Here is an 11,943-nt window from a genome sequence, read left to right as displayed (position 1 = left end):
ATAAAACGAAGTAATTGGAGCGTTCTGATTTGTCATGTATAATAGTCAAGTGAATAAACTGGAAAATCGTTCAGAAAGAGAGTGTTAATATGGGACGTAAGTGGAACAACATTAAAGAAAAGAAAGCGTCAAAGGATGCCAACACGAGTCGCGTTTATGCGAAGTTTGGCCGCGAGCTTTATGTAGCAGCCAAACAGGGCGATCCTGATCCTGAAACCAACCAGACATTGAGAATGGTCATTGAACGAGCGAAAACGTACAGTGTACCAAAGACGATCATCGATCGTGCGATTGAAAAAGCAAAAGGCGGTTCGGAGGAAGTTTATGACGAACTAAGGTACGAAGGATTTGGGCCAAACGGTTCTATGCTGATTGTTGATGCACTTACCAACAACGTGAATCGAACAGTGGCGGAAGTCCGTGCCGTATTTAAAAAGAACGGGGGAAATCTTGGAGTAAGCGGTTCTGTTTCGTTCATGTTTGATGCGACAGCGGTTTTTGGGATAGATGGAAAGTCAGCTGATGATGTGCTAGAACTTCTCATGGAAGCGGATATTGATGTTAGAGATGTGATGGAGGAAGAAGAATCCGTGATCGTATATGCAGAGCCTGACCAATTCCACTCTGTTCAAGAGGCCTTTAAACAGGCAGGGATCTCGGAGTTCTCGGTTGCCGAACTAACAATGCTTCCACAAAGTGAAATCTCACTCCCAGAAGACGGACAGGTGCAATTTGAAAAGCTTCTTGATGCTCTTGAAGACCTAGAAGATGTGCAGCAAGTGTACCACAACGTTGAATTAAGTTGAGTGTTGTAAAGAAACTTGGCTAAAATGCATTGCAAAGGCTTCCCGAACGGGAAGCCTTTGCTGTTATTCCGTTCGAGTTGTTCGATTTGCGAAGGGGAAGATCGGATCTTTTAACTGAAATTCGTATGTGAGTCCATCCACGATTCCGACTACTTTGTTGCTGTCATACAAGTCGAGCATAAAGCCTGCCATTTGCTTAGACGTGTGAAATTGTGGCACTCTTCCTTCATACTCGAACTGATCTAAATTCATGGAGCGTTTAGCAAACTCTGTTTCAGTCGCAGCAGGAGCCAGTACCTTCGCCTGCATTTTTGAACCAGAAACTATTAGCTCTTGCGCGAGTCCTTCTGTGAATGCACTCACGTAGAATTTGCTCGCACAATACGTAACCGCATCTCCTATAATCGTATAACCGCCGCCAGATGACACATTGATCAGCTGAGTTCCTTCAACTTCTGCATAATCGGCTGTATATAAAGATGAAAGAATGGTCAATGACTCTATATTTAAATGGAGGAGCTTTTGAATTTTGTTGAGATCCTGATTGCCGACAGAAGCAAAGTTGCCGAATCCAGCATTATTAATCCATGTTTCAATGTCATATTTCTTTACACTTTCATATAAAGAGTAGGCGTTCTCAGCAATAGATAAATCAGAGATGATGATCACAACATCGGATTCAGGACTGATTTTGTGTATCTCTTTTTTTAACTCCTCGAGCTTCTCGCTTCTACGAGCAGTGATAATGATATTTTTCTTCCGCGCTGCAAAAGCTAGTGCAGTCTCATAGCCTATACCTGAACTTGCTCCGGTAATAACCGTATATTTCATTTTATCTACCTCCAAATTTTATTGTATCCGTGCACTTTTCAATTCTAATCCTTAGAGTTTACTCTAAGTCAACCAATGACTATACTAGGAGTTAAATCGTAAAGTGGAGGAAATGATGTTCAGTATTAGCGAAGTATCAAACAAACTTGGAATCAGCACACATACATTGCGTTATTATGAAAAAGAAAAGATTATCACACCCTCAAGGAACCCTGGTGGAGATCGCTTGTACAGCGATCAAGATTTAGCGTGGCTTCAATTTGTTATAAAGCTTAAACAAACAAAAATGCCGATTGCATCCATTCGTACCTATGCCTCGCTGTTCACAGAAGGAAAACATACCGCCATTGCCAGACTGGAACTCCTTGAAACTCACCGAGCATCCTTGTTAGAACAAATGAAAACGTTAGCCGAAACCGAGAAGATGCTTGATAAAAAGATTAAAACATACAAAGATATTCTTAAGCAGGAGAAATCGGATCGTTAAATACTTCCCTTTATAGGAAACTTTCTCTTTGGACAGACGTATGAATGAACTATCAGAAATTTTTGGAGGTTACTAATGAGAAAAAAGGTATTCTTTAGTATTATCATGCTGTTGTCTATTTTAATGACAGGCTGCCAGGCACTATCCGATGTAACAAACGGCATAGAATATGTGCCTGCAGCAACGAAATATGTAGACAGTGTCCAGCAGTTTGCAAACGATGTTCCTGCTCTCGCTGAAAAAGCCATTTCTGACCAGCAGGCAGCACAAGATCTGGAAAAAACACTTCAAGACATGAAATCAGAAATACAAGCGTTCAATGACCTTACACCGCCTTCCATGTTTGAAGACATACACAATCAAGTTCTCGAACACAATGAAGCATTTGAACAAGGGATTGATACGTATTTGGAAAATGTAAAAGATGGAAAAGTAAGTGTGGACGTTTTGGAGCAAACAGGCTTGATGGACGAAGTCGCCGTATACAGCGACTTGCTAGATCAGATCAAGAAGATAGCCGAATAACGCAGAACCGGTTCTATAAACGAACCGGTTCTTTTCTTTCTCCTTCAGCTCGATATGTACGATTGTAAAACAGGACTATTCGCTTAGCCGGTTGCTTAACAGGTTGGCAGACACTTATCTGTTTCACAAATGTTGTATAGTAGGAATGAGATAGTAATTTCAAACTTGAAGGGCATGATGTTCTCGTGACAAAGAAACTGTATTACCAATCATCTTACATAAAAAAATGGACAACAACGATTAAGCGAAAAATGGAAGTGGAAAGCGAGAAATTTGTCGTTTTGGAAGAAACCGCTTTTTACCCTCATGGTGGAGGACAGCCATCCGATACAGGAAGGATAGGTACGGCTTATGTGCTCGATGTATTTCAAGATGGAGATGATGTTGTTCATCGAGTGGATACGTATCCTGAAACAAATGAAGTGGAGTGTGAGATTAATTGGAGTAGACGATTTGATCATATGCAGCAGCATTCTGGACAGCATTTATTGTCCGCTGTATGCCGAGGTCTATTAGACGCTCCCACATTAAGCTTTCATCTAGGCGCGGAAGATGTGACGATTGATGTGAACAAGCCTGAGATCAGTGCAAGTGAATGGCTGCGAATAGAAGAAGCCGTCAATCAAGAAATTTATCACAACCGAACGATCGCTAGCTATTTTGTTACGTCAGAAGAATTAAACCATCTGTCAGTCGTTAAACTGCCAACAGTAACTGAAAATATTCGGATTGTAGAAATTGAGGGAATTGAACACAATGCCTGTGGCGGAACGCATGTCGCGAGCACAGGGGAGATTGGGTTAATCAAGCTTTACAAAAAAGAGAAACAAAAAGGCGGGACGCGAATTTACTTTAAATGCGGAGCCAGAGCAATGGCAGATTACCGAAAACATCTTCAGTTGCTGAATGCCATTTCAAACAAGTTTAATACGAATCAAGAACAAATAATGGACAGGCTAGATAACTGGGAAAAAAACATGAGGTACCTAGAAGAACAGCTGCATAAACTGAAGGAAGAAAACGATGATTATCTGGCAAAGCACCTGTTACATGAAAACAAAGGAAAGTTCATTGCTCATGTATGTGAAAACAAATCTGCAAAGGACACGCAAGTGCTTGCGGAAAAAATAGCAAAAGAGAACAAGATCACTGTTTTATTCGTTGCAAAAGACGAAAATAAAGTAGTATTGTCCCGAGGCGGCGACTCAGAACTTTCTTGCGGGAAATTTTTCAAACAGCACCTTAGCCTATTTAACGGACGCGGAGGAGGAAATGACCGTTCTGCTCAAGCAGGATTTTCGAATGAAGAGGACATGCAGCGATTTTTCATGTTCGCCGAACACGAATTAAGAGCTATGCTTCAGACAAAAATTGAAGGTTGAGAGGTGAAAGCATCGATACATTACACGCTATAAAAACAAGAAGAAGCATCGGCAAAGTAAAAGATGCCCCTGTTTCTAATGAATTAATTGAACAAGTGCTTGAAGCAGGCACGTATGCACCCAACCATTACCGGACAGAGCCTTGGCGATTCTTCGTTCTTACAGGTGACAGCAGATACAAACTTGCCGAAGTGCTCGCCGAAGTGGCTGAAGAGACAGCAGGCAACAAAATTGAGGCTGCAGCAAGAGCTGAGAGAGCTAGAACAATGCCGCTCCGCGCACCTGTCATCATCGCAGTGGGAGCAGTCTATACTGACCAAAAGAACGTGGTTCAAAAAGAAGAGTACGCAGCTGTCTGCTGTGCGGTGCAAAACATGCTCCTTGCTGCTCATGATCTTGGCCTTGGTGCCATGTGGAGGACAGGACAAGCGTGTTACCACCCTAAGATCACGCAGTTCTTTGGACTGCCGCACCGAAGTGAAATGGCTGCTTTTCTCTACATCGGTCATACAGATAGGCAGCCGCCGGATGTGAAGAAGAATGGATACGTTCCATTCACGGTTTGGATGAACTAGCTGTAAAGAGAGCTAGACACTCTTTTCTAATTTATTTGGTTCCTGACGGTTGTTACTTTTGTTCAAATCCTTTCATGCTGGCGATTCCTTTATTTAATAAGCTATGGTAAATAATATTGTTGATAAATGACCAAAAAACAATCACCCAATATGGGGTCCTTGTTTTAAATCCTTTTTGAAAATTAGCCCCTTAGTTTAGGAAATCTTTTTCTTTAAACTCCAGTAAATGACAAGAACTAATGGAATAACAAGAGGAATAATAACAAAAAATGAGAATGTCCAAGCTGTATTCAAGAAAAATACTGTATCACTACAACCCTGCGTCCCACATTCCGTTGCCCGTAGTCCTCTTTCATTAACGGCTGAAAAAAAACCGATTAGTCGTATTCCGAATAAGAAAAACCATATTACTACCAATACAATTAAAATGAAAATTAATTTAGACCAAGCTCCTACTCTTCTCATTTTAAATCCTCCTAAAATACTGACTACCTTTGAAAAACGAATGAAAAGAGTGTTATCTTTTTGTAATGATTTCTTGTTCAATTAACTTGCCCTTATAGTTGATCAAGGCTTATGAAACTCTGAATGTAGATAGCCTTAATTTATCATAAGTAGCGACGGTCGGAAATAAACAGCTATTGACAATTATTTTACTAACAGTTGTAGAATCGTTTCGGAAGCGCAGGGTATCCAGAAACAGAAACCAGCTTAAATAATGGTCGAGGTACTTGGTCGCCACACGATTGAAACGGTTCATCAAGCCCCTTAGGCGGCTGTGATAGTTGTTGACATTTTGGATATGGTAAAGCCCGTTAACTCGTTCCGTAACATCAGAATTTAACGTGTAATGCTCAATCCCTTTTTCTTTTGCATAGACTTTGAAAGCCCTCCAGTCATCTGTGATGAGTGAGAAGGTGAGACCTTCCAAGGGCGCTTGGCTAGCGTAAGGGCTCACTTGTCCAGTTACGGCGGCTAGTCCCTCGAGGTCAAATGAGCAAGTGCCCAATAAGTCAAAGAGTGATCTTCTCGGTCCCTTTCTCATTTACTTGCCCTAGGCTGAACGAGCCCACCCGCGCTTTTCGCTACACCCCTCTGGATAAGCGTGCACCTGTAACGGAGATCAACCTCTTCTCCATTCTAAAAGCAACAATGTTTTCGAAAACAGCCATTAATAAAAAGGATTCTGCAATAACTGAAAAGAAAGCTGATTCCATTATGCAGGAATCAGCTTTCTTTATGCCTTGCATTATGACATGATAAAAAAGGAAATAATTCGCATCTCTTTCTGTCTTTGTTTCGTCCAATTGATGAAATCAAATCAAGCGTGGAGGAATGGGTATGGTTTTTATTCTATCAATTGCACTATTCATCTTTTTGGCATTAACGCAATCCCTTTATGTAGAAATCATTGAAGCGAGTGTGATCACCATTCTCGTAATGGGTAAAGTCCTGTTACTGAGCCGATTCATGAAGATGATGTCTAAACCGGTTAAATCGGTATTTTTACCCGCTCTATATTTTCTTCTTTTCTGTGGATGGAGCTTTGCCGATATCACGATTGACCATATGTTATTTTTTCGAAATAGCCCAGCAGATGGACAGCCGATGAGCATTGGATATAAAACGGATGAAAACGCAGATGATATTTTTTTGCTTGGCGCAGCAGCCACAATGGCTGCTTCAGCATTTTATCTGCTGATACAAAGCCTGAAAAAGATTCTTTTTCCTAAAGGCTTATGAAAAATTTAACGAGTATAACAAAACCTTCAGAAGCAGTCCCAATAAGAACAGATAAGACAGAGCTGCTTCATTTGCTGATGGATGATTATGGTGAAGAAATCAAACGACTCGTTTATGCCTATACAAAGAACTGGACACACTCTGAAGACCTCACTCAAGATATTTTTCTATGTGTATACAAAAACTTAGACACCTTCCAGCAGCAATCGAGCATAAAGACGTGGATCTATCGTATCGCAATCAACAAATGCAAAGACTTTTTGAGAAGCTGGCATTATAAGAAAACCATCATTTCAGATATTATTCTTCCTTCTGAAAAAGAAAACTCTCCTGAGACGGTCTATCTGCATAGTGAACGCAAAGAAGCCGTTAGTCAGCTCATCCTGCAGCTGCCGGTAAAATACCGTGAAGTCATCGTATTGTACTATTTCAGAGACTTGACTTTGGAAGAAATGACGGAGCTGCTTGGCGCGAATGTGAATACATTAAAGTCCCGTCTGCAGCGTGCCAAAAAGCGGCTTGCATTTAAGCTTCAGTACAAAGGAGAGATGTAAGTGGAACTCTTGCTAACCGATATGAAAAAAGAATTTGAAAACAGCATCAGTGAACTTCCTGTCTTCACATCTAGAGAGCGGCAGCAAATCGTAAATAGAGCAGTTCAAGAAAAGATAACGCATCAAACAAAGACAGCTTGGTTTCCTAAGATGTTAAGCGGAATCGTCTTAGCCTCACTATTTATCTTTGTTCTTGTTATGAGCGGTGAATTCACACAAAACTCTCAAACCGTTCGCCAAATGCATGAAGACCTTCCTTCTCAATCAACTGGTCTGCCTTTTGAGGAGAAGAAACGTGAAGCATATTCGAAACCAGTCATCGACTATGCTGCTGAGCAGTACAAAACGTTCAATCAGAAAGAGCGAAGGATATATGAGCAATTCCAGAGCAGTCTTGATGAACAGCTGTTAAAAGGGCTAGATCCCATCACAGTCGCCAAGTTTTATGTACAGGCATGTATTACAGGAAACAGCAAGATGGCCTATGCACTTTATACGGACCGACAAGATTATGTGATGATGTCAGAAGAAGAGTATCTGAACATACCCGTAGCTGATCATGGTACACCGGAACACCTTTATCACCTGTTTTTACACCTTGAAAAGGGGACTTTTCATTTGGATGATAATCAAATTTCCGGGCATATCCAATATACGGCAAACGAAAACGCAGATGCTCCTTCAGGCTTTAAGATGATAAAAGACGAAGACGGCATCTGGAACGTTTCTTTTATGCCGGTACAGTAAAGAACAAGACTAAGAGCATGTCTCTTAGTCTTGTTTTTTATCCATTTCATTCTTTGAACCAGATCCCGTATAGGGATTCATTTCGCAGCTCAAATCACGTCCCGCGTTCTTTTCTTCAACCGAGATCCTTCTCCCAAGAGACGTATAATACCAGATTGAAGAAAGAATCGAAAGCAGAGCGGCAACTAGTACAATCCATGAAACAGCATCCATCGCTTTACACACCTCGAGTTGTTCGTTATTTTAAAAAGTAGGAGATATTTCCAAAATTATCATTTCAATAGAAAGGTGCTGGACTATGAAAGCAACATATAGCGTACAGCTACAATTTTACCAGTCTATTTACGAGGAAAAGCTGCAAAGGTTTCATCTTCCGCCAGAACAATTACCTTTCACTGCTCATCCTTCACTGATGCTCGAGTCGAATGAAAAGAAGCGTCCTATCGTTATTACATATAACAGTGAGCCTGTAGGATTTTTCGTCCTCCATCGCAGTGAACGGGTATCGGAATATAGTCAAAATTCGCGAGCGATGCTGCTGACTGCCTTTTCCATCAATCACACTGAACAAGGAAAAGGGTTTGCTCTTCGGGCTATGAACCAACTCAGTGAATTTTCCCGGAAGATGTATCCCTTCTGTAACGAAATCGTATTAGCCGTTAATAAACGAAATATCCCTGCACAACGATTATATGAAAAAGCCGGTTTTCTTGATACAGGAAGAAGAAAGACAGGAAAGATTGGCGAGCAGCTTATTATGAGTCTGATCTTGCAGCACGAGGAGGAAGATAGATGAAGGATCTACAGTATCCGATTGGGACGTTTGATTTAACGCAAGATGTACAGTACGAGCAGATAGAAAAGTGGATAAACGAGATAGAAGCGCTGCCTTCAAAGCTTGGTGAGGCCATAAGCGGATGGGACGATGGCCAGCTTGATACAGCATATAGACCTGGCGGGTGGACAGTCCGTCAGGTTATCCATCATCTCGCGGACAGCCATCTAAATGGCATGCAGCGGTTTAAATTAGCACTGACTGAAGAGAATCCAGTCATCACACCATACAAAGAAGACCAATGGGCGATTCTTTCAGATTACAAAGCTCCTGTTTCTGTTTCGATGAATTTGCTGTCATCATTACATGAACGATGGGTTATCGTATTGCGCTCTTTAGGTGAAGCAGAATTTGACCGGGCATTTATTCACCCTGAAATAGGCAAGATTGAACTTTCAAAAACCATCGGGATGTATGCATGGCACGGAAATCATCATTTGGCACATATTACGAATCTCGCTTTGAGAAATGGATGGAAGGAAGAACGAAATGCTCATTAAAACCGATGATTTAACAGGCTATCAGATCAAAGCGTTGATAAGTGAACATCTTAACGGAATGAGTCTTCATTCACCGCCAGAAAGCATTCATGCTCTGAACTTAGACGGTCTTAAACAACCAGATATCACGTTTTGGAGTGTGTGGGATGGTGAAGAATTAGCTGGATGCGGGGCATTAAAGGAACTGGACGCTTCACATGGTGAGATAAAGTCTATGCGTACATCCTCCGCATTTTTAAGAAAAGGGATAGCTAGACAGCTGCTGCAGCACATACTGGATGAAGCAAAAAGCAGAGGCTATGAGCGCGTCAGTCTTGAAACAGGATCCATGAAAGCGTTTGAGCCAGCCCGAAAGCTGTATGCGAGCTTCGGTTTTCAGGAGTGTGCACCTTTTGCTCAGTATAGTGATGATCCCAACAGTGTGTGTATGACCAAGCTTCTTTAACATCATTTTGTCATGTTTATGTGATTCCTTTTACATTGTAAGACACATTGTTATTTTACTGTTAAAGCCATCACCATCTCATCCTGTTAGCATGGTTCAAGTCAGATTAAAAACAGGCAAGGAGATGGTCGTTTTGAAGAAAATCACGATAATACTCGCAGCAGCTGGGATCATAGTGCTGAATCCTGCCGTCAGCCACGCTGCGCTTGGTGACGATACGCTACAACAAACTAACGAGAATAAAGATGTACAAAAATTGCAGAAAAAGCTGGATGAAAAAGGTTATTTTACGTATAGCAAAACGACCGATTATTACGGGCCGTATACGAAGTCAGCGGTCCAGAGATTTCAGGATGATAAAGGGATAGCGGTCGATGGGATTGCTGGAAAGGAAACCTTTAAGGCTCTCGGTATCACTGGACAAAGTGACAGTTCAATCATGGAGGTTGCTAAAAAATACGAAGGCACCCCCTATGTATGGGGCGGCGAGACACCAGAAGGATTTGATTGCAGCGGCTATTTGCAGTATATCTTTAGCGAAGCTGAAAATGTCCACCTAGACCGTACCGTAGACGAAATCTATAAAGACGGTAAACAGGCCGAGGAGCCTGCTGTAGGGGACATCGTTTTCTTTAATCTTGAAGGAGACGGACCAAGCCATGCTGGTGTGTATATCGGCCCCGGGTCTTTTATGCATGCGTCGTCCTCGAAAGGTGTTACATCAGCTGAGCTGGACAGCTCTTACTGGTCACAGCATTATATTGGCGCAAAAAGCTATTGATTGTTATGGAATGGAAAGCCGTTCTCTTTTTTGGAGGACGGCTTTTCTTCGCATAAGTATACTTTTTTGCCAGGATGATTACCCGACTTGGCAATACGTAAACATCCTCAGTATTAGTGCAGCTATGGCTGACACGTAAGATATGGCATCAGCAAAATTTCTTGATTGTTTAAAGTAGTTTATGGAATGTATCATCATTTAATTGCTCGATCACTGCTGTTAATAAATCAACAGCATGATTTAGATCATCACGATGAATAATTGATACATTGCTGTGAATATACCTTGCTGGAACACTAATCACCATTGTAGGAACACCAATGTGGGATAAATGGAATTTTCCTGCGTCCGTTCCTCCGCCAGTCATGATGTCAACTTGGTAAGGGATGTTGTGTTGTTTTGCTGTTTTAACAACTACATCACGAAGCTTGCGGTGCGCGATAACGGTCCTGTCCAAAAAGCCAAGAAGCGGTCCCTTTCCAAGGCTTTTTGGATCCTCTTTGCCGAGCATGCCTGGTGTATCTTCTGCAACTCCAACATCCAATGCGAACGCTATGTCTGGCAGTACTTTGTTAGCGAGGGTTTCTGCTCCGCGAAGCCCAACTTCTTCTTGAACGGTTGCACCGGCATACACTATGTTTGGCAGGTTCTTTTTTTGAAGGCGCTGTAATGCCTTTAATGCCACATAGCAGCCCGCACGGTTATCCCAATTTCTCGCCAGAAGGAATTTCGGGTTAGGCAGCACTTCAAAAGGGCATGTAGTCGCAATCGGATCGCCAACCTGCACGCCAAATGATGCTGCTTCTTCGCGGCTTGCCGCTCCGATATCGATAAACATCGTTTCCACGTTTAATACATTCTTACGTTCTTCTACTGATAATACATGCGGTGCTTTGGAACCAATAACCCCTGTCAGATCTCCTTTTTCGGTCATGATTTTTACTTTTTGTGCTAACAGAACATGCCCCCACCATCCTCCTAAAGGGATAAACCGTAAAAAACCTTCTTTCGTAATGGATGTAACCATAAAGCCCACTTCGTCTAGGTGTCCTGCTATCAAGATTTTAGGGCCCGCGCTGCCGATTTTCCCGGCGATGCCTCCTAAATTATCTGTCACGATGTCATCCGTTATGGTGCGCAAATGTTGTTCCATCACCTGTTTGATTTTTGTCTCAAATCCAGGAGGGCCTGGAGTATCTGTAAGTTCTTGCAACACCTTTAAATCTGAATCCAACTTCATAGGTTGCATCTCTGCCTTTCTAAAAAAACATCTTTTCATCGTTTTATCCATTGTAAGGATTTTTTAACCTTAATTTGTTCATGGTGTGGAACTTTCACAAAAAGCCAATCGTTTTTAATGTTCCTTTAGTAAAGCCGGAGAGTGTTAATGGGGAATTGGTTTTTCGGAAGGCTATCCATCTTCAAAGTACATCGTATATGATCCGCTCCTATTAGATGGATGGAATTTACGGTTATTGATTGAGAGTAAGTTGACATTGAATGTGAGAGTAACCTCTACATATAATCAGTTTCGAAAGCCAAAGAACATCGAATTGAACAAAGGGGTGGAGGAAATGGCATTTATCGACAGGGTCTTGCCGTTGCTTGATACATGTTGCGTTTAAGATTGTAGAGGATTAAGACTATCGTATCTAGTTAAAAGGTCAAACACTTCGCACTATGTTACAGCGAAAAATTTTTGGATAATTTTTCATGTTATCCATCATTTACA

Annotated in this window: 16 protein-coding genes and 1 pseudogene; 12 read left to right on the top strand and 5 right to left on the bottom strand. The window is 41.7% G+C overall.

The features are described 5' to 3' along the window. Positions 1–89 precede the first annotated feature (89 nt). Positions 90–806: a YebC/PmpR family DNA-binding transcriptional regulator gene (locus ACFQPF_RS02865; RefSeq protein ID WP_379746232.1), complete on the top strand. Its 717-nt coding sequence runs from the start codon at positions 90–92 to the stop codon at positions 804–806. Positions 807–869: 63 nt separating this feature from the next. Here the strand turns inward: ACFQPF_RS02865 and ACFQPF_RS02860 are convergent, their stop codons facing one another. Next, a complete protein-coding gene (locus tag ACFQPF_RS02860) occupies positions 870–1,637 on the bottom strand; it encodes an SDR family NAD(P)-dependent oxidoreductase (RefSeq protein WP_379746229.1) in 768 nt (255 codons plus the stop codon). A 115-nt stretch (positions 1,638–1,752) separates the two neighbouring features. On the opposite strand from ACFQPF_RS02860, the gene ACFQPF_RS02855 reads away from it, so the two are divergent. From ACFQPF_RS02855 to ACFQPF_RS02840, 4 genes are all read left to right on the top strand, one after another. Continuing rightward, on the top strand, positions 1,753–2,124 hold the full coding sequence (locus ACFQPF_RS02855; RefSeq protein ID WP_379746509.1) for a MerR family transcriptional regulator: 372 nt from the start codon (positions 1,753–1,755) through the stop codon (positions 2,122–2,124). A gap of 75 nt (positions 2,125–2,199) precedes the next feature. Beyond that, entirely contained in the window at positions 2,200–2,649 is a 450-nt protein-coding gene (locus ACFQPF_RS02850) for a DUF6376 family protein (RefSeq protein WP_379746225.1), read from the top strand. A 185-nt stretch (positions 2,650–2,834) separates the two neighbouring features. After that, on the top strand, positions 2,835–4,031 hold the full coding sequence (locus tag ACFQPF_RS02845; RefSeq protein WP_379746222.1) for an alanyl-tRNA editing protein: 1,197 nt from the start codon (positions 2,835–2,837) through the stop codon (positions 4,029–4,031). Continuing rightward, a complete protein-coding gene (locus ACFQPF_RS02840) occupies positions 4,028–4,606 on the top strand; it encodes a nitroreductase family protein (RefSeq protein ID WP_379746219.1) in 579 nt (192 codons plus the stop codon). The genes ACFQPF_RS02845 and ACFQPF_RS02840 overlap by 4 nt, the downstream gene beginning before the upstream one ends. A gap of 195 nt (positions 4,607–4,801) precedes the next feature. Here ACFQPF_RS02840 and ACFQPF_RS02835 read toward each other — a convergent pair whose 3' ends face one another. After that, positions 4,802–5,152: a hypothetical protein gene (locus tag ACFQPF_RS02835; protein ID WP_379746216.1), complete on the bottom strand. Its 351-nt coding sequence runs from the start codon at positions 5,150–5,152 to the stop codon at positions 4,802–4,804. Positions 5,153–5,180: 28 nt separating this feature from the next. Beyond that, positions 5,181–5,516: pseudogene (locus ACFQPF_RS02830) on the bottom strand (IS1595 family transposase); the annotation flags it as partial. A 431-nt stretch (positions 5,517–5,947) separates the two neighbouring features. Here ACFQPF_RS02830 and ACFQPF_RS02825 point away from each other — a divergent pair. Genes ACFQPF_RS02825 through ACFQPF_RS02815 form a run of 3 tightly spaced genes read left to right on the top strand, consistent with a single transcriptional unit; the run spans position 5,948 to position 7,650 of the window. Then, positions 5,948–6,349, top strand: a complete 402-nt coding sequence (locus ACFQPF_RS02825) for a hypothetical protein (protein ID WP_379746213.1) — start codon at positions 5,948–5,950, stop codon at positions 6,347–6,349. Then, positions 6,346–6,903 carry a sigma-70 family RNA polymerase sigma factor gene (locus ACFQPF_RS02820; RefSeq protein WP_379746210.1) on the top strand — a complete coding sequence of 186 codons (558 nt, stop codon included), beginning with the start codon at positions 6,346–6,348 and terminating at the stop codon, positions 6,901–6,903. Before ACFQPF_RS02825 ends, ACFQPF_RS02820 begins: the two co-directional genes overlap by 4 nt. Then, complete coding sequence (locus ACFQPF_RS02815) at positions 6,904–7,650, top strand: hypothetical protein (RefSeq protein WP_379746208.1); 747 nt, start codon at positions 6,904–6,906, stop codon at positions 7,648–7,650. Positions 7,651–7,674: 24 nt separating this feature from the next. On the opposite strand, the gene ACFQPF_RS02810 is transcribed toward ACFQPF_RS02815, so the two are convergent. Continuing rightward, positions 7,675–7,863: a hypothetical protein gene (locus tag ACFQPF_RS02810; RefSeq protein ID WP_379746205.1), complete on the bottom strand. Its 189-nt coding sequence runs from the start codon at positions 7,861–7,863 to the stop codon at positions 7,675–7,677. A gap of 85 nt (positions 7,864–7,948) precedes the next feature. Here ACFQPF_RS02810 and ACFQPF_RS02805 point away from each other — a divergent pair, with 85 nt between their 5' ends. The 4 genes from ACFQPF_RS02805 to ACFQPF_RS02790 all read left to right on the top strand — a co-directional run bounded on the left by ACFQPF_RS02805 (position 7,949) and on the right by ACFQPF_RS02790 (position 10,211). After that, the gene (locus ACFQPF_RS02805) at positions 7,949–8,446 is read left to right on the top strand and encodes a GNAT family N-acetyltransferase (RefSeq protein WP_379746202.1); all 498 of its coding nucleotides are present in this window, start codon (positions 7,949–7,951) and stop codon (positions 8,444–8,446) included. Then, positions 8,443–8,985 (top strand): YfiT family bacillithiol transferase, encoded by a 543-nt coding sequence (locus tag ACFQPF_RS02800; protein ID WP_379746199.1) that lies wholly within the window; start codon positions 8,443–8,445, stop codon positions 8,983–8,985. The genes ACFQPF_RS02805 and ACFQPF_RS02800 overlap by 4 nt, the downstream gene beginning before the upstream one ends. Further along, on the top strand, positions 8,975–9,430 hold the full coding sequence (locus tag ACFQPF_RS02795; RefSeq protein WP_379746196.1) for a GNAT family N-acetyltransferase: 456 nt from the start codon (positions 8,975–8,977) through the stop codon (positions 9,428–9,430). Before ACFQPF_RS02800 ends, ACFQPF_RS02795 begins: the two co-directional genes overlap by 11 nt. A gap of 133 nt (positions 9,431–9,563) precedes the next feature. Continuing rightward, positions 9,564–10,211: a C40 family peptidase gene (locus tag ACFQPF_RS02790; protein WP_379746192.1), complete on the top strand. Its 648-nt coding sequence runs from the start codon at positions 9,564–9,566 to the stop codon at positions 10,209–10,211. A gap of 169 nt (positions 10,212–10,380) precedes the next feature. Here ACFQPF_RS02790 and ACFQPF_RS02785 read toward each other — a convergent pair whose 3' ends face one another. Beyond that, positions 10,381–11,451, bottom strand: coding sequence for a M42 family metallopeptidase (locus ACFQPF_RS02785; RefSeq protein WP_379746189.1), 1,071 nt, complete (start codon positions 11,449–11,451; stop codon positions 10,381–10,383). Positions 11,452–11,943: the final 492 nt, after the last annotated feature.

Origin of the sequence: Fictibacillus iocasae (genome assembly GCF_042665465.1) — a bacterium.
Classification (GTDB): domain Bacteria; phylum Bacillota; class Bacilli; order Bacillales; family Fictibacillaceae; genus Fictibacillus; species Fictibacillus iocasae.
This window is presented reverse-complemented; position numbering and strand designations above follow the sequence as displayed.